Here is a 16,467-nt window from a genome sequence, read left to right as displayed (position 1 = left end):
AAAAGCCGGAAGGCTTCAGTTCCGGGTCTGGTCGACCAGCTTGTTCTTCTTGATCCAGGGCATCATCGCGCGCAGCTTCTCGCCCACCACCTCGATCTGGTGCTCGGCGGTGAGGCGCCTGCGGCTCAGCAGCGTGGGTGCGCCGGCGGCGTTCTCCAGCACGAAGCGCTTGGCGTATTCACCGGTCTGGATGTCTTCGAGCACCTGCTTCATGATCTTCTTCGACTCGGCATTGACGATACGCGGGCCGCTCACGTACTCACCGAACTCCGCATTGTTGGAGATCGAGTAGTTCATGTTGGCGATGCCGCCTTCATAGATCAGGTCGACGATCAGCTTGAGCTCATGCAGACACTCGAAATACGCCATTTCGGGCGCATAGCCGGCTTCCACCAGCGTCTCGAAGCCTGCCTTGATCAGTTCCACGGTGCCGCCGCACAGCACGGCCTGCTCGCCGAACAGATCGGTCTCCGTCTCTTCGCGGAAGTTGGTCTCGATGATGCCGGCCTTGCCGCCCCCGTTGGCGGCCGCGTAGGACAGTGCCAGATCACGCGCCTTGCCGCTCTTGTCGGCATGCACCGCGATCAGGTGAGGCACGCCGCCACCCTGGGTGTAGGTGCTGCGAACGGTGTGGCCGGGCGCCTTGGGCGCCACCATCCACACGTCGAGGTCGGCGCGCGGCTGCACGAAGCCATAGTGCACGTTGAAGCCGTGCGCGAACGCGAGCGAGGCGCCTTCCTTGATATTCGGGGCCACGTCGTTCTTGTAGACGTTGGCGATCTGCTCGTCGGGCAACAGGATCATGACGACGTCAGCCGCCTTCACGGCTTCGGCCACTTCGGCGACCTTGAGCCCGGCCTTCTCGACCTTGGGCCAGGACGCGCCGCCCTTGCGCAGCCCGACGACGACCTTCACGCCGCTGTCGTTGAGGTTCTGCGCGTGCGCATGGCCCTGGCTGCCGTAGCCGATGATTGCCACGGTCTTGCCTTTGATCAGGCTCAGATCGGCGTCCTTGTCGTAGTAGACCTTCATGGTGCTTGCTCCTTCGTAGATTCGGTGATGTGTGATGGGTAGTGAGACACTCTAGCGACCTGCCTGACCGACGCGGGGGCCGGTCGCGCAGTCAGGCAGCCAAACGGTCAGACGCGCAGAATGCGCTCGCCGCGGCCGATGCCGCTGGCGCCGGTGCGCACGGTCTCCATGATGGCGCCGCGGTCGATGGCCTCGAGAAAGGCATCGTTCTTGCCGTGGTCACCGGTGAGTTCGATCGTGTAGCTCTTGTCGGTTACGTCGATGATGCGGCCGCGGAAGATCTCGGCCATGCGCATCATCTCCTCGCGCTCCTTGCCGACCGCGCGCACCTTCACCATCATGAGCTCGCGCTCGGTGTAGGCGCCCTCGGTCAGGTCGACGACCTTGACGACCTCGATCAGGCGGTTGAGGTGCTTCGTGATCTGCTCGATCACGTCGTCCGAGCCGGCCGTGACGATGGTCATGCGCGAGAGGCTGGGATCCTCCGTGGGCGCCACGGTAAGGGATTCGATGTTGTAGCCGCGGGCGGAAAAGAGGCCCACGACGCGGGAGAGTGCACCGGGCTCGTTCTCGAGCAGCACGGCAATGATGTGTTTCATGTCTGCGAGGGATTCCTCTTTTCGCCGCCCTCCCCCGTGCACGGTAATGCACGGGCTCGGCGGACGATAGATTCATCCGCGGTATGAGTTGATCGAATCGAGCCCTCCCGCGGGTGCGGGCCGGCTCCGCCGTTTCCTTTTACAGATCCTCGGAACCGAGAAGCATCTCGGTGATGCCCATGCCCGCCTTGACCATCGGGAACACGTTCTCGGTGGGATCGGTGCGGAAATCCATGAACACGGTACGGTCCTTCAGCTTGCGAGCCTCGCGCAACGCGGGCTCCACATCCTGCGGGCGCTCGATCAGCATGCCGACGTGGCCATAGGCCTCGGCAAGCTTCACGAAGTTGGGCAACGCATCCATGTAGCTGTGGCTGTAGCGGCCGGAGTACTCGATCTCCTGCCACTGTCGCACCATGCCGAGATAGCGGTTGTTCAGCGAGATGATCTTGATCGGCGTGTTGTACTGCAGGCAGGTGGACAGCTCCTGGATGCACATCTGCACGGAACCCTCGCCCGTGACACAGAAGACCTCCGACTCGGGCTTCGCCAGCTTGATGCCCATCGCATACGGGATGCCCACGCCCATGGTGCCCAGTCCGCCGGAGTTGATCCAGCGCCGCGGCTCGTCAAAGCGGTAGTACTGCGCAGCCCACATCTGGTGCTGGCCCACATCCGAGGTGATGTAGGTATCTGTGCCCTTGGTCATGTTCCACAGGGTCTCGACGACGAACTGCGGCTTGATCACATCCTTGTTGCCGCGGTCGTAATGGAGGCAGTCTTTGGAACGCCAGCCCTCGATGGTGTCCCACCAGCTGCCGAGCGCAGCTGCATCGGGACGCAACGGGCTTTCCTTGATCATCGAGATCAACTCGGCCAGCACTTCCTTGACGTCACCGACGATCGGGATGTCGACCTTCACCCGCTTCGAGATGCTCGAGGGGTCGATGTCGATGTGGATGATCTTGCGTTCGTTCTGCGCGAAATGCTTAGGGTTGCCGATCACGCGGTCGTCGAAGCGCGCGCCTACCGCCAGCAGCACGTCGCAGCTCTGCATCGCGTTGTTGGCCTCGATCGTGCCGTGCATGCCCAGCATGCCCAAGAATTTGCGATCGGTGGCCGGGTAGGCGCCCAAGCCCATCAGGGTGTTCGTGACCGGATAGCCGAGCATGTCCACCAGCGTGCGCAGTTCGTTCGTCGCGTTGCCGAGCAGCACGCCGCCGCCGGTGTAGATGTAAGGGCGCTTGGCCGACAGCAGCAGTTGCAGCGCCTTGCGGATCTGCCCGCCATGACCCTTGCGTACCGGGTTGTACGAGCGCATCTCGACCTTGTCGGGGTAGCCGCTGTAAGTAACCTTCTTGAACGACACGTCCTTGGGCACATCCACCACCACCGGGCCGGGCCGGCCGCTGCGCGCGACGTGGAAGGCCTTCTTCATCGTCATGGCGAGATCCTTGGGATCCTTGACGAGGAAGTTGTGCTTGACGATGGGCCGGGTGATGCCCACGGTGTCGCATTCCTGGAAGGCATCGAGCCCGATGGCGGCCGTCGGGACCTGGCCCGAGATGATCACCATCGGGATGCTGTCCATGTAAGCGGTCGCAATACCTGTGACGGCGTTGGTCAGGCCCGGGCCGGAGGTGACCAGCGCCACACCGACCTCGCCCGTGGCGCGCGCATAGCCGTCGGCAGCATGCACGGCAGCCTGTTCGTGGCGCACCAGCACGTGCTGAATTGTGTCCTGCTTGTAGAACGCGTCGTAAATATAGAGAACCGCGCCGCCGGGGTAACCCCAGACGTACTGGACGCCTTCTGCCTGCAGTGCCTTGACCAGCACCTCGGCGCCCATGAGTTCCTGTGTTTGACTGCCAGTGACGGCTGCTGCGGAAGCAAGTTCCGCCTTGGACATTTCCATGATCAACCTTTGCGTTTTTTCGGGAACGAAAAACCTTCGGTGCTTCTTCGCCAGCTCTTGTGAAGCCGCGTCGAAACTTGAGGCCAAAGCCATGGGCGGACTTGTCGAACCGCCGGACCGTGACCCGTTTGCCTTTTGACTTGCAGGGCGGATTATGACATCGGAAGCGCGCCGCGCCGCCATCGAAGGCACTTGAAACGGGCGGCAGGCATAATCCGCGGCGAAAAAATCAGCCCGTCCCCGAGACACTTTTCCACACGGCGCGCCGCTTGCGCCGGATCCCGCTTGGCCACTGAACAAGAACTTTCCGACTTCCTGAAGGGCGCCGAGCGGCGGGCTTTCAAGCGCACGGTCTACCACGTGCGGGACGAGGAGGCGGCCCTCGACATCGTGCAGGACAGCATGATGAAGCTGGCCGAACACTACGGCGACAAGCCGCCCAACGAACTACCGCTGCTGTTCCAGCGCATCCTCTCGAACTGCACCCTGGACTGGTTCCGCCGGCAGAAGACCCGTCGGGCGCTTTTTTCCAACATGAGCGACATCGAGGCGTCCGGGGAAGACGGCGAATTCGACCTGCTCGAGCATTTCACGGCCGAGTCCGATACCCGCGAAAGCGAAAGCGCCGAAGACAGCACACGGCGCACCCAGATTTTTCACGAGATCGAGGAACAAATCGCCGCCCTTCCGACTCGTCAACGCGAGGCGTTTTTGCTGCGTTACTGGGAAGAAATGGACGTCGCCGAGACGGCTGCCGCAATGGGCTGTTCCGAGGGCAGCGTCAAGACCCACTGTTCGCGCGCCGTGCATGCCCTGAGCAAGGCACTCAAGGCCAAGGGAATTTCGCTATGAACTCAACGCTTTCGACCACCTCCGCCGCGATCGAGGAGCGGTTCGCCCGCCGGGCGGCTGCGCGGCTGACGCAGGGCACCCAGGACCTGCCGCATGACATCGCCGAGCGCCTTCGCGCTGCCCGTGAACAGGCGCTGGCGCGCCGCAAGGTGGTGCGGGTGCTGCAGAGCGCACCCGCCGTGCTGCAAAACGGCAACACAGCGGCGCTGAGCGGCTGGTGGACCCGCATCGGCTCCGTGATCCCCCTGATCGCGCTGGTGGCGGGCCTGCTGGTGATCAGCGCTCTGCAGGAAGACAACCGGGCCACCGAGCTGGCGGAAGTCGACGCCGCGCTGCTCACCGACGACCTTCCGCCTGCGGCCTACACGGATCCGGGCTTCGTCCAGTTTCTGAAGGCCGAGAGCGCTTCACAACGCTGATCTTCCGTCCGCTCCGCATGCCGCCACCTTTCCAATTCAGCGCCAACGCGCCGCCCTCCTACGTGCTGCGCCTCCGTCCGGCAGTGACAGGCGTGGGCGTGGCCGTGGTGTTGGCGCTGGCAGCAGCGACGTCCATGCCGGCGGACGCGCAGACCCGCAGCGCAGACCCGGCCGCATCGAGGCCGGTGGCGAAGCCGGTCGCCTCCAGACCGCTATGGCGCGACCTGAGTGCCCGGCAGCAACGTGCCCTCCTGCCGCTCGCCCCCCATTGGGATGCACTGACCGAACCTCACAAGCGCAAGTGGCTGGCGCTGTCGCGCAACTTTGCCTCGATGTCCCCGGACGAGCAGCAAGTCCTTCACAGCCGCATGACGGAGTGGGCCCAACTGAGCAATCAGGAGCGAAGCCGGGCCCGATTGAACTTCGCCGAGGTCAAGCAGGTGCCGGCCGACGAGCGGAAGGCGAAATGGGAGGCTTACCAGGCCCTCAGCGAGGAAGAAAAGCGCGAGCTGGCTGCGCGCGCGAAGCCCCGGCCCGGCGCTGCCGCAACGATTCGCCCGGTCCCGGCGCAGAAACTCGTCCCGCTGCCGGCTCTGACAGCGGATGGGGGCCACACCCCGCGGATCCAATTGGCGCCACCCACACCCACCCCGGCGGTCATCCGCCTGCCGGCGGCGGTTCCCGTCGCAGCACCGGCCGCGCCCGCCCCCTCCGCAGCCCCCGTCACGGCAGAGGCCCAGGTTCCTGCACCCTCTGCTGCCGCCGACCCCTCCGTACGCAGTTCCGACCAGCCCAGCGTCGCACCGTGATACAAGCTGCCGATGGCATCCCGTTCCCCCGACAGCGCCGGCGCCCGCGCCACCGTGCTGCCTGACTCCTCTGTCCCTGCCGCTCCCATCACCCTCGTCGCACCCGGCCTGTGGCGGCGCATGGCCTGCTGGCTCTACGAAGGCATGCTGCTGTTCGCGGTGGTCTTCGTGGCAGGCTGGCTATTCAGCACCTTGGGCCAGATGCGCGACGCGATGGATTCCCGCCGGCACTTGCTGCAGGCTTTTCTCTTCGTTGTGTTCGGCGTCTATTTCGTCTGGTTCTGGTCGAAGGGGCAGACCCTGGCCATGAAGACCTGGGGCCTGCGGGTGGTCGACCGCTTCGGCCGGCCGGTGAGCCAGGGCCGCGCGCTGCTGCGTTACCTGCTGTCCTGGATCTGGTTCCTGCCGCCGCTGGCCGGCATCGCGCCCTTCAAGCTCGCCGGCGGCGAATCCGCGGTGCTCATCATCGGCTGGGTGATCGTCTGGGCGCTGCTGTCGCGCTTCCATCCCGAGCGCCAGTTCTGGCACGACGCCTGGGCGGGCACCCGCCTGATCGCCTCCAAGCCACTCAGCCGTCGATGAGTACCGTCCACGACCCCGTCAACCCCCAGAAGGCCCGGCGCGGCCTGGCCCGCGTCTGGCATGCAGCCCTGATCTCCCTGGATGGCTTCCGCGCCGCCTGGCGCGAGACCGCGTTCCGCCAGGAGGCGCTATGCGCCATCGTCATGCTACCGGCCTCCCTCTGGGTGGGGCGCAGCTGGGTCGAGGTGGCATTCTTGATGGCGATGGTCGTGCTGGTGATGATCGTCGAGCTCATCAACACCGCCATCGAGGCCACCATCAACCGGATTGGCCCGGAATGGCATCCCCTTTCCAAGAGCGCCAAGGACCTGGGCAGCGCCGCCGTGCTGAGCTCTCTGCTCCTGTGCTGCGGCGTCTGGACCGCTGCCCTGTGGCACCGCTTCGCCGGATGAGCATGCCAGCCGCCTGTCATTCGATGGCGGCATGATCGCGGTATGACTCCAACTTTTTCGATTTGCGTTTATTGCGGCTCCCGCACGGGCGAGCGGCCCGAATTCTCCGCCGCCGCCCAGGGGGTGGGCCGATGGATCGGCGAGCGCGGCGGCCAGCTCGTCTACGGTGGCGGCCGCACCGGCCTCATGGGCACGGTCGCCGAGGCCACCCGCCTGTCAGGCGGGCGCGTGGTCGGCATCATTCCGAAGGCCCTGGTCGACAAGGAGCTGGCCAATCCGCTGTGCGACGAGCTGCACGTGGTCGACACCATGCACGAGCGCAAGGCCATGATGGGCGAACGCGCCGACGCCTTCGTCGCCTTGCCGGGCGGCATCGGCACCTTCGAGGAGCTCTTCGAGATCTGGACCTGGCGCCAGCTCGGCTACCACGACAAGCCCGTAGGCATACTCGACACGGGGGGCTACTACGCGGGACTGCTGGACTTCCTCGCCCACAGCGTGCGCGAGGGCTTCATGGGAGAGTGGCAGATGGGCCTGATCCGCGCGGGGAAAGACGTGGAGCCCCTGCTGGCTTCGCTGATGGAGGAAGCCGGCCGCCACCCACGCGGCGACATGCTCGCCGAAGTGCTCTGAGCCGGCCTCAGACGGCCTGTTCGTCTTCTTCGCCGGTGCGAATGCGCACCACGCGTTCGACGTTGGTCACGAAGATCTTGCCGTCGCCAATCTTGCCGGTACGCGCGGCACCGACGATGGCGTCAACGCAGCGATCGACGTCGGCCTCGTTGACGACCACCTCGACTTTCATCTTTGGCAGGAAATCGACCACGTATTCGGCGCCGCGGTAGAGCTCCGTATGCCCCTTCTGCCGGCCGAAGCCCTTGACCTCCGTGACGGTAAGCCCGGTGACGCCAACCTCGGCCAGCGCTTCGCGCACGTCGTCGAGCTTGAACGGTTTGACGATGGCGGTGATTTGCTTCATACGGTCTTTCTTCCGGCGGTGTCGTTGAACTGGCTGATAGGGTAGCGCGAACCGGCAGACGCAGAGCCGGTGCACCCGAAGTCCACGATGTGAATCCCGTCCAGCATGTTGCGTGCCAGGCTCGCGGCGGGAACGATTATGTCATTCGCCTTGCCAGACAATGGCTTGGCCGACCCGTCCCGGCGCACCAGCGCGAGGGCTGATACCCTCGGCGCTCCATGCGCTCAGGCTCCTCCTCTCCCGGGCTCTTCGCCTCCTTCCTGCCTTGGCTTCATAACCAAGCCTACGTGCTGCTCGTATTCACCACGCTGATCTGGGGCGCGAACGCGGTGGCGGCCCGGCTCGCGGTGGGCGAGGTGTCGCCCATGATGCTGACCTTCGCACGCTGGGGCGTCTGCTGTCTTGCCCTGGGTCTGTGCGCGCGCCAGCAGATCGCCCTCCATTGGCGCACCCTGCTTCCCGCCTGGCGCTTCATCGCGCTGATGGGGATGCTGGGCTTCACCGGCTTCAACGCCCTGTTCTACGCTGCGGCGCATCACACGACGGCCATCAACATCGCGATCATCCAGGGCACCATTCCGGTGCTGGTGCTGGTGGGCAGCGTGTTCTTCTTTCGCACCCGCGTCGGCGGGCTGCAACTGGTCGGCGTGGCGCTGACGCTGGCCGGCATCGTGGTGGTGGCGTCGGGCGGCCATCCGGAGCGGCTGGCGCAGTTGGCCTTCAACGTCGGTGACGTCTGGATGATCGTCGCGTCCCTGCTCTATGCCGCCTACGCGCTGGGCCTGCGCCGCCGGCCCGAGGTGCCGGCCATCGTCTTCTTCGCGGCGACCGCGGCTATCGCCTGCCTGACTTCGGCACCGCTTCTGATGGCGGAGATCGCCATGGGCGACTTCTTCATGCCCAGCGCGAAGGGCTGGGCGCTGGTCCTGTTCGTCGGGCTGCTGCCCTCCTTCGTTTCGCAGATCACCTTCATCCACGCGGTCGGCCTGATCGGGCCGGCGCGCGCCGGCGTCTTCCTCAACCTGGTGCCGATTTTCGGCCCGTTGCTGGCGGTGCTGGTGCTCGGCGAGGCGCTGTCGCTATACCACGCGGTGGCCCTGGCTCTGGTGCTGGGCGGGATCTACATCGCCGAAACCATGGCCCCGCGCGGCCGCTGAAGAGATCTTCTTGAGCGCCTCCGTCATCCGCATCCACGGCAGCATTTCCGAGATCGACGCGGCCGCTTGGGACGGCCTGCTGGCCGTCCAGTCCGCGCCGTCCCCCTTCATGCGCCACGCCTATCTGCAGGCGCTCGAACAAAGCGACAGTGCCGCGCCCGACACCGGCTGGGGGCCGCGCTTCCTGACGCTGTGGGGCGGGCAAGCCTTGCTCGCCGCCTGTCCGGTGTACCTCAAAGCCCATTCCTACGGCGAGTACGTGTTCGATTGGGCCTGGGCCAATGCCTACCAGCAGCACGGGCTGACCTACTACCCGAAGGCCGTGGTGGCCGTGCCTTTCACCCCGGTGCCAGGCACCCGCCTGCTCGCACGCGACGCCGACAGCCGCTCGCTGCTCCTGCAGGCGCTGATCGCCTGGTGCAAGGAAGAGGCGCTCTCGTCGCTGCACCTGCTGTTCGGCGCCGACGAGGACATCGCCGCCTGCGCGGATGCCGGCCTGATGCTTCGGCACACCGTGCAGTTCCACTGGCAGAACGCGCAATGGAAGGACTTCGACGCCTTCCTCGCCAGCCTCTCCCACGACAAGCGCAAGAAGATCCGCCAGGAACGCCGCAAGGTGCATTACGCAGGTGTGCGCTTCCGCTGGTCTCGCGGCGCCGACATCGCCGAGGTCGACTGGGATTTCTTCTACCGCTGTTACGCCCGCACCTACCGTGAGCACGGCAACCCGCCCTACCTCAGGCCCGAGTTCTTCAGCCGCATGGCGCATGACATGCCCGAGGCCTGGCTGCTCTTCGTGGCGGAGCGCGGTGGCAAGCCCATGGCCAGCAGCCTGATCGCCTTGTCCGCCGATGCCTCGGTCGCCTACGGCCGCTACTGGGGCGCGCTGGAGCGCGTGGACTGCCTGCACTTCGAGGCCTGTTACTACCAGCCCCTGGCCTGGTGCATAGAGCAAGGCGTGCAGCGCTTCGAAGGCGGCGCCCAGGGCGAACACAAGATGGCCCGGGCCCTGATGCCGGTCAGGACGACCAGCGCTCACTGGATGGCCCATCCCGCCTTTGCCGACGCGGTGGAGCGCTTTCTCGAGCGCGAGGACGAGGGCATCGACAGTTACCTCGACCACCTGGAGGGGCGCAGCCCCTTCCGTCATCCCGGCTGAATGTTCAACTGCACGCCACAGGTCCGCCGCTCTTTGAGATGCAGCGTGGACCCGGTCGCGCGCGCGGCTTAGTTCAATTCGCGTTCGCCTCCGCCCGCCGATCCGCCATCGAGGCCGCATTCACCACGCGCTGGTCGTCGTTGAGGGTGACCACGAACACCATCGCCGAATTGGGCGGCTGAACCCAGCGCCACTCCCATTCGGTCTGGTTCTTCAACGGATAGGGCGTGCGCCGCGCCGGCTTGCCCAGCAGTTTGCGCAGATCTTCCATGGCCATGCCGGGCCGGACCTTCGCGAAGTTCTCCGGCGTGAGCACCTGGCGCAGCGCGGCCATCTTGCCGTCGGGGCCGATGGTGATCATGTAGTTCTTCTGGCCCTCCGGCTGACGGTTGTACTCGAACACCTGGCCGGCGGGCGAGTCCCAGACGTTTTCCGGCTCGCCGAATCGCGCGCGCACATCGGCCTCGGTGGAGACGCCCTCCTCCAGTTCGCCGATGCGCTTCGGATCACACGCGGACAGCGCGAGCGCCGCGGCCAGTGCTGCCGCGGCAGTGCGGCGCCAGACTCCTGCTTTTCTTCCGGATTTCAATGGCCCCCCTGGGTGTCAATTCAAGGCCCCAGTCTATGCGCTCAGTTCTGAGCGAAACAGTACAGGAGGCCACCGCCGCCCGTGGTCTTGAGCGCGTCGAGCCCGCATCCCCGCGTGGCATGGGAAGAATTCCATGACTTCGCCGGCGCGCTGTCGTCGAGTCCCGTGCGGTCGTGGTGGCCCACGATGGCCGAGCCCTCGCCGCTCTTGGTCCAGTTGCCGCACGTGTTGTCCTTGCCGTCGCTGATGGCGCGGCCGTCCGGCGTGGAGCCTGTCAGGACGTCGTGAAGGTTCACCGGGTCGCCACGGCCGCTGATGATCGTGCCCTTCTCGGTCAGCGCGGTCTGCTTGGTCAGCTTGTTGTTGGCGCTGTGCAAGTCGTCGACGCTGCCGGCGACCTGCTCGCCCTTGGCGTTGACCCAGGGCCCCTTGCCGATGCGGTCACGCGCATTCACCGCGGGGCTGCCGGCCACGGCGCTGCTGCTGAGGTAGGCGCGCCAGGTCTTGCCACCGGCGCCGACGTTCGAGGCCAGCGTCTGGCAATAGCGGTCAGCGCCGGCGAGCCCGCCGAAATCGGCTCCCTTCCCCGGGTTCGTGCTGGTCAGGAAGAAACTCATCTTGTTCTGCGACGAACCGGTCATGCTGCCGCAGGCGGCCAGAGCGGCCACGGCTGCAGCGGCGGAGACGAGATACAACGAATAACGGCGCATGGGCATGTCCTTTCTTGTCTGTTTCGTGGGCCCCTACGCTAGCGCGGCGGAGCTTCACCAACAAGAAGGAATCCACGGGTGCCAGGATGCAGAATGCGGCGCCGGTAAAATTCCGCCCCAAAAGGTCCCAGCAGCCATGTCCCTCTTCGCCCGCCCCCACTACACCTCCGAAATCACCAACTTCATCGAAGAGATGAAACAGAAGAAGCCGACGCTCGAAGCCGAGCAGCGCGCCGGCCGCGGCCTGCTGTGGGACAAGCACCTGGACCGCAGCGCCCAGGAAGAGTACCGCCAGGCACGGGTGCAGCAGCAAGCCTACGTCTACCAGACCAAAGTGAAATAAGTGCCGATCCGGCCCGTCACGAGCCATCGGGACACCGCCAAGGTCGAAGCGGCCGGCACCGCCGATCCCGACATCGTCGTGGACGAGGACGCGCCGCCGATCGGGCCCATGCCCGAGGTGATCGACCAGGTCGCCCTCGCCCGGCTCTACGGCGAGCCGCTGTTCGCGCTGCCGAACGACCTGTACATCCCGCCCGAGGCGCTGCAGGTCTTCCTGGAGGCCTTCGAAGGGCCGCTGGACCTGCTGCTTTACCTGATCCGCAAGCAGAACTTCAACATCCTGGACATCCCGATGGCGGGCTTGACGCGGCAGTACCTCGCCTATGTCGACCAGGTGCGCCAGACCAACCTCGAGCTCGCGGCGGAATACCTGCTCATGGCCGCGATGCTGATCGAGATCAAGTCGCGCATGTTGCTGCCGCCCAAGAAGTCGGCCGACGGCGAGGAGGTCGAGGACCCGCGCGCCGAGCTGGTGCGCCGCCTGCTCGAGTACGAGCAGGCCAAGCTGCAGGCCGCGGCCCTCAGCAACCTGCCGCAGGCCGGGCGTGACTTTCACAAGGCGCAGGTCTACATCGAGCAGTCCCTCAAGCCACGCTTCCCCGACGTGAACGTGGTCGACCTGCGCGAAGCCTGGGCCGACATCCTCAAGCGCGCCAAGCTCGTGCAGCACCACAAGATCTCGCGCGAGGAGCTCAGCGTGCGCGAACATATGAGCATCGTGCTGCGCCAGTTGCAGGGCCGGCAGTTCGTCGAATTCGAGAAGCTGTTCGATATCGGCCGCGGCGCGCCTGTGATGGTGGTCACCTTCATCGCCATGCTGGAGCTGGCGAAGGAAACGCTGATCGAGATCACGCAGGCCGAAGCCTTCGCGCCTATTTACGTGCGGCTGGCGTACTCACCCACCTGAACTCGACCCTCCGAGCCCGTTCATTCCTTCCATGGCATTTCTCGATTTCGACGTTCTCATCGTCGGGAGCGGGCTGGCCGGCCTCAGCGCCGCGCTGCACCTGGCACCCACCCACCGCGTGGCGGTGATCACGAAGCGCTCACTGTCCGACGGCGCGAGCCAATGGGCGCAGGGCGGCATCGCCGCGGTGCTCGGCGAGGAGGACAGTCTCGAATCCCATGTGGACGACACCCTGGTCGCCGGCGCCGGCCTGTGCGACCTCGCGGCCACCCGCTTCGTGGTGGAGCACGCACCCGGCGCCATCGCCTGGCTTCGCGAGCTGGGGGTGCCCTTCTCGCTGGAGAACGGCGAGCTGCACCTCACGCGCGAGGGCGGCCACAGCCAGCGCCGCATCGTGCATGCCACCGACGCCACCGGCGCTGCCGTGCAGCACACGCTGATCGACACGGTACGCGGCACGCCGAACATCACGTTGTTCGAACAGCACACGCTGGTGGACCTGATCACCGGCCGCAAGCGGGGCCTGAAGGACCCCGCCTGCCAGGGTCTCTATGCGCTGGACGAGCTGACCGACGAGGTACTGACTTTCCGCGCGCCCCACACCATCCTGGCCACCGGCGGTGCGGGCAAGGTGTACCTCTACACCACCAACCCCGACACGGCCACCGGCGACGGCATCGCCGCGGCCTGGCGCGCCGGCTGCCGGGTGGCGAACATGGAGTTCATCCAGTTCCACCCGACCTGCTTGTACCACCCGCACGCCAAGTCCTTCCTGATCAGCGAGGCGGTGCGGGGCGAAGGCGGCCTGCTCAAGCTCCCCGCCGCCGCCGGCGGCATCCGCTTCATGCCGTCGCACGACGCGCGCGCCGAGCTGGCGCCGCGCGACGTGGTGGCCCGCGCCATCGATTTCGAGATGAAGCGCCATGGCCTGGACTGCGTGCACCTCGACATCTCGCACCAGAGCCCGGAGTTCCTGCGCGAGCACTTTCCCAACATCCTGGCGCGCTGCGCCGAGCTGGGCATCGACATCACGCGCGAGCCGATCCCGGTGGTGCCGGCTGCGCACTACACCTGCGGCGGCGTGCTCACCGACCTGGCCGGACGCACCGACGTGCCGGGCCTCTATGCGATCGGCGAAACCGCCTGCACGGGCCTGCACGGCGCGAACCGCCTGGCCAGCAATTCGCTGCTCGAGTGCATGGTGTTCGCGCGCGCCGCCGCCCGGTCTATCGCGCAGGCGCCGCGCGGCGATCTCATCGACCTGCCGGCCTGGGACGACAGCCGTGTCACCGATGCCGACGAGACGGTGGTCATCTCGCACAACTGGGACGAGCTGCGCCGCTTCATGTGGGACTACGTGGGCATCGTGCGCACCAACAAGCGCCTGGAGCGCGCGGCGCATCGCATTGCGTTGCTGGAGCGCGAGATCCACGAGTTCTACGCGCACTTCCACGTGAGCCGAGACCTGCTGGAACTGCGCAACCTGGTGCAGGTGGCCGATCTGATCGTGCGCTCGGCCCAGGCCCGGCGCGAGAGCCGAGGCCTGCATTTCAGCCGCGACTACCCGGCCCTGGCGGCGCCGGCGGCACCGACGATCCTGGTACCGCCCGTCTGAAACCGGGTACAAAGTTCCGGCCCGAGATTTTTCTTCCGCGGGTTCTCCACTAGCATCCGGCGGTCTTTCGTGGCCTGCGCCGCGCCAGCGGTGCAGCGCAGCCTTGTCTTCCCCACAGATTGCCGCCTGCCCCCATGTTCCGAACCCTGCTCAAGTCCAAGATCCACCGCGCCGTCGTTACCGATTGCGAGCTGCACTATGAAGGCTCCTGCGCGATCGACGAAGACCTGCTGGAGGCCGCCAACCTGGCGGAGAACGAGCAGATCCACGTCTGGAACATCAACAACGGCGAGCGCTTCGTGACCTACGCGATCCGCGGCCAGCGCGGCAGCGGCATCATCTCGCTCAACGGCTCGGCCGCCCGACGCGCCTGCGTCGGAGACCTGGTCATCATCGCCGCCTTCGGCCTGGTGGCCGAGGATCAGGTCCGCGGCTACGAGCCGAAGCTGGTGTTCGTCGACGACGCCAACCGCATCAGGGAAGAGCGCGCACATATCCCGGTGCAGGCCGCCGAGCGCGAATCCGCGCTGGCCTGAAGAACTGAACGAACCCGCCGCGCCCGGATTTTCTTCACAGCGCCTGAGCCAAGCGCCGCGCGGCGCCCGACGGTCATCGGCGGCACGCAGCCGCCCCCTCCCCTGGAGAAAGCCACACCATGTCCCCTTCACTGGCCGCCAGCGCGGCCACGCCTTACGGCACCCTGCCGCCAGCCTCGACGCCCGCGCAGCGCAAGCCTCTGAGCCTGCCGCGCCTGGCCGACATGCATGCGCGCGGCGAGAAAATCACCATGCTCACCGCCTACGACGCCACTTTTGCTGCCATGGCCGATGCGGCCGGCGTCGAATGCCTGCTCGTCGGCGACTCGGTGGGCATGGTCTGCCAAGGCCTGCACAGCACCGTGGGCGTGACGCTGGAAACCATGCGCTACCACACCGAGAGCGTGTTCCGCGGACTGCGCCGCGTGCAGGGCACGGCCTGGCTGATCGCCGACCTGCCCTTCGGCAGCTACCAGGAATCGCGCGAGCAGGCGCTGCGCAGCGCCTCGGTGCTGATGCAGGCCGGCGCCCACATGGTCAAGCTGGAAGGCGGCGGGTGGACCACCGAAACCGTGCGCTTCCTGGTGGAGCGCGGCATCCCGGTGTGCGCCCACCTGGGCCTGACGCCGCAGACCGTGCATGCGTTGGGCGGCTATCGCATCCAGGGCAAGGGAGATGCCGCCGCAGCGCTGCTGCGCGAACAGGCGCTGGCACTGCAGGATGCCGGCGCTGCGATGATGGTGCTCGAGATGGTGCCGGCCGCCCTCGCGCACGCACTCACGGGCGAGCTGGCGCGCTGCGCCACCATCGGCATCGGCGCAGGCCGCGGGACCGCCGGCCAGGTGCTGGTGCTGCATGACATGCTGGGCGTGAACCTCGGACGCATGCCCAAGTTCGTTCGCAACTTCATGGAGGATGCCGGCGGCATCGCACAGGCCATGGCGGCCTACGTGCGCGCCGTGAAGGGCGGCAACTTCCCCGACGACTCGCTGCACGCCTGGTAAGGACCCCATGCACACCGCCCGCACCATCCCCGAACTGCGCGACATTCTCGGCCAGCACCACCGCCCGGCCTTCGTGCCCACCATGGGCAACCTGCACGACGGCCACCTGGCGCTGCTTCGCGAAGCCAAGCCCCTGGGCGACGTCACGGTCGCCAGCATCTTCGTCAACCGCCTCCAGTTCCTGCCGCACGAGGACTTCGACACCTACCCGCGCACCTGGGACAGCGACTGCGAGAAGCTGCGCTCGGTCGGCTGCGACGTGCTGTTCGCACCCGACGAGAAGGCGCTTTATCCCGAGCCGCAGACCTGCAAGGTGCACCCGGACCCGACGCTGGCCGACATTCTCGAAGGCCACTTCCGCCCCGGCTTCTTCGTCGGCGTCTGCACGGTCGTGATGAAACTCTTCAACTGCGTGCAGCCCCGGTTCGCGGTGTTCGGCATGAAGGACTACCAGCAACTCCTGATGATCCGCCACATGGTGCGCCAGTTCGCGCTGCCGATCGAGGTGGTGGGCGGCAAGACTCGGCGTGCGCCGGATGGCCTGGCGCTGTCCTCCCGCAACGGCTACCTCGGCGAGACCGAGCGTGCGGAAGCGGTGCAGTTGTCCAAGACGCTGCAGGCCATGGCCCAGGCGGTGCGCGAGGGAGAGCGCGATCTGGCTGCCATCGAGTCGCGCGCCATGCGCGTGCTGAGGGCGCGCGGCTGGCACCCGGACTACCTGGTGCTGCGCCGGCGCAGCGACCTGCAGCCGCCGGCGCCCGGAGACGCGCTGGTGGCGCTGGGAGCGGCACGCCTGGGCGCCACTCGGCTCATCGACAACCTGGAGATCGATCCGCCGCCCGGCGCCCAGCCCTGACGCAGGCGTGGCG

At 66.5% G+C, this 16,467-nt stretch carries 20 protein-coding genes; 14 read left to right on the top strand and 6 right to left on the bottom strand.

Going from position 1 to position 16,467, the window contains the following annotated elements:
- Positions 1 to 15: 15 nt before the first annotated feature.
- From ilvC to ABEA07_RS11620, 3 genes are all read right to left on the bottom strand, one after another.
- Positions 16 to 1,032: a ketol-acid reductoisomerase gene (gene ilvC / locus ABEA07_RS11630; RefSeq protein ID WP_345537963.1), complete on the bottom strand. Its 1,017-nt coding sequence runs from the start codon at positions 1,030 to 1,032 to the stop codon at positions 16 to 18.
- A gap of 107 nt (positions 1,033 to 1,139) precedes the next feature.
- A complete protein-coding gene (ilvN, locus tag ABEA07_RS11625; protein ID WP_345537962.1) occupies positions 1,140 to 1,631 on the bottom strand; it encodes an acetolactate synthase small subunit in 492 nt (163 codons plus the stop codon).
- Positions 1,632 to 1,770: 139 nt separating this feature from the next.
- A complete protein-coding gene (locus ABEA07_RS11620; protein ID WP_345537961.1) occupies positions 1,771 to 3,546 on the bottom strand; it encodes an acetolactate synthase 3 catalytic subunit in 1,776 nt (591 codons plus the stop codon).
- 285 nt (positions 3,547 to 3,831) lie between these two features.
- On the opposite strand from ABEA07_RS11620, the gene ABEA07_RS11615 reads away from it, so the two are divergent.
- The 6 genes from ABEA07_RS11615 (at position 3,832) to ABEA07_RS11590 (ending at position 7,233) form a co-directional block, all read left to right on the top strand.
- Positions 3,832 to 4,398: an RNA polymerase sigma factor gene (locus tag ABEA07_RS11615; RefSeq protein ID WP_345538139.1), complete on the top strand. Its 567-nt coding sequence runs from the start codon at positions 3,832 to 3,834 to the stop codon at positions 4,396 to 4,398.
- Positions 4,395 to 4,817: a DUF3619 family protein gene (locus ABEA07_RS11610; RefSeq protein ID WP_345537960.1), complete on the top strand. Its 423-nt coding sequence runs from the start codon at positions 4,395 to 4,397 to the stop codon at positions 4,815 to 4,817. Before ABEA07_RS11615 ends, ABEA07_RS11610 begins: the two co-directional genes overlap by 4 nt.
- Positions 4,818 to 4,915: 98 nt before the next feature.
- Positions 4,916 to 5,626 (top strand): DUF3106 domain-containing protein, encoded by a 711-nt coding sequence (locus tag ABEA07_RS11605; RefSeq protein WP_345537959.1) that lies wholly within the window; start codon positions 4,916 to 4,918, stop codon positions 5,624 to 5,626.
- A gap of 120 nt (positions 5,627 to 5,746) precedes the next feature.
- Positions 5,747 to 6,208: an RDD family protein gene (locus ABEA07_RS11600; RefSeq protein ID WP_425584125.1), complete on the top strand. Its 462-nt coding sequence runs from the start codon at positions 5,747 to 5,749 to the stop codon at positions 6,206 to 6,208.
- The gene (locus ABEA07_RS11595) at positions 6,205 to 6,600 is read left to right on the top strand and encodes a diacylglycerol kinase (RefSeq protein ID WP_345537956.1); all 396 of its coding nucleotides are present in this window, start codon (positions 6,205 to 6,207) and stop codon (positions 6,598 to 6,600) included. The genes ABEA07_RS11600 and ABEA07_RS11595 overlap by 4 nt, the downstream gene beginning before the upstream one ends.
- A 42-nt stretch (positions 6,601 to 6,642) precedes the next feature.
- Positions 6,643 to 7,233 carry an LOG family protein gene (locus ABEA07_RS11590; RefSeq protein WP_345537955.1) on the top strand — a complete coding sequence of 197 codons (591 nt, stop codon included), beginning with the start codon at positions 6,643 to 6,645 and terminating at the stop codon, positions 7,231 to 7,233.
- A gap of 7 nt (positions 7,234 to 7,240) precedes the next feature.
- Here the strand turns inward: ABEA07_RS11590 and ABEA07_RS11585 are convergent, their stop codons facing one another.
- Positions 7,241 to 7,579 carry a P-II family nitrogen regulator gene (locus tag ABEA07_RS11585; RefSeq protein WP_345537954.1) on the bottom strand — a complete coding sequence of 113 codons (339 nt, stop codon included), beginning with the start codon at positions 7,577 to 7,579 and terminating at the stop codon, positions 7,241 to 7,243.
- A gap of 287 nt (positions 7,580 to 7,866) precedes the next feature.
- Between ABEA07_RS11585 and ABEA07_RS11580 the strand changes: the two genes are divergently transcribed.
- Entirely contained in the window at positions 7,867 to 8,736 is an 870-nt protein-coding gene (locus ABEA07_RS11580; protein WP_345537953.1) for a DMT family transporter, read from the top strand.
- 4 nt (positions 8,737 to 8,740) lie between these two features.
- Positions 8,741 to 9,895, top strand: coding sequence for a GNAT family N-acetyltransferase (locus ABEA07_RS11575; protein WP_425584124.1), 1,155 nt, complete (start codon positions 8,741 to 8,743; stop codon positions 9,893 to 9,895).
- Positions 9,896 to 9,968: 73 nt separating this feature from the next.
- Here the strand turns inward: ABEA07_RS11575 and ABEA07_RS11570 are convergent, their stop codons facing one another.
- Together ABEA07_RS11570 and ABEA07_RS11565 are read right to left on the bottom strand one after the other, a co-directional pair.
- A complete protein-coding gene (locus ABEA07_RS11570) occupies positions 9,969 to 10,484 on the bottom strand; it encodes an outer membrane protein assembly factor BamE (protein ID WP_345537950.1) in 516 nt (171 codons plus the stop codon).
- A 41-nt stretch (positions 10,485 to 10,525) separates the two neighbouring features.
- Positions 10,526 to 11,194, bottom strand: a complete 669-nt coding sequence (locus tag ABEA07_RS11565) for a hypothetical protein (protein WP_345538138.1) — start codon at positions 11,192 to 11,194, stop codon at positions 10,526 to 10,528.
- A 136-nt stretch (positions 11,195 to 11,330) separates the two neighbouring features.
- On the opposite strand from ABEA07_RS11565, the gene ABEA07_RS11560 reads away from it, so the two are divergent.
- The 6 genes from ABEA07_RS11560 to panC all read left to right on the top strand — a co-directional run bounded on the left by ABEA07_RS11560 (position 11,331) and on the right by panC (position 16,454).
- Positions 11,331 to 11,537: a DUF3460 family protein gene (locus ABEA07_RS11560; protein WP_345537949.1), complete on the top strand. Its 207-nt coding sequence runs from the start codon at positions 11,331 to 11,333 to the stop codon at positions 11,535 to 11,537.
- A 108-nt stretch (positions 11,538 to 11,645) separates the two neighbouring features.
- Positions 11,646 to 12,443 carry a segregation and condensation protein A gene (locus ABEA07_RS11555; RefSeq protein ID WP_345538137.1) on the top strand — a complete coding sequence of 266 codons (798 nt, stop codon included), beginning with the start codon at positions 11,646 to 11,648 and terminating at the stop codon, positions 12,441 to 12,443.
- Between the two features lie 31 nt (positions 12,444 to 12,474).
- The gene (gene nadB / locus ABEA07_RS11550; RefSeq protein ID WP_345537948.1) at positions 12,475 to 14,058 is read left to right on the top strand and encodes an L-aspartate oxidase; all 1,584 of its coding nucleotides are present in this window, start codon (positions 12,475 to 12,477) and stop codon (positions 14,056 to 14,058) included.
- Between the two features lie 134 nt (positions 14,059 to 14,192).
- Positions 14,193 to 14,594 carry an aspartate 1-decarboxylase gene (panD, locus tag ABEA07_RS11545; protein ID WP_345537946.1) on the top strand — a complete coding sequence of 134 codons (402 nt, stop codon included), beginning with the start codon at positions 14,193 to 14,195 and terminating at the stop codon, positions 14,592 to 14,594.
- A 119-nt stretch (positions 14,595 to 14,713) separates the two neighbouring features.
- Positions 14,714 to 15,598 carry a 3-methyl-2-oxobutanoate hydroxymethyltransferase gene (panB, locus tag ABEA07_RS11540; protein ID WP_345537945.1) on the top strand — a complete coding sequence of 295 codons (885 nt, stop codon included), beginning with the start codon at positions 14,714 to 14,716 and terminating at the stop codon, positions 15,596 to 15,598.
- A gap of 7 nt (positions 15,599 to 15,605) precedes the next feature.
- The gene (panC, locus tag ABEA07_RS11535; protein WP_345537944.1) at positions 15,606 to 16,454 is read left to right on the top strand and encodes a pantoate--beta-alanine ligase; all 849 of its coding nucleotides are present in this window, start codon (positions 15,606 to 15,608) and stop codon (positions 16,452 to 16,454) included.
- Positions 16,455 to 16,467 lie beyond the last annotated feature (13 nt).

Origin of the sequence: Variovorax defluvii (genome assembly GCF_039541515.1) — a bacterium.
Lineage (GTDB): Bacteria > Pseudomonadota > Gammaproteobacteria > Burkholderiales > Burkholderiaceae_C > Variovorax > Variovorax defluvii.
The sequence above is the reverse complement of the archived record's forward strand: the minus strand, read 5'-3'. Positions and strand labels throughout refer to the sequence as shown.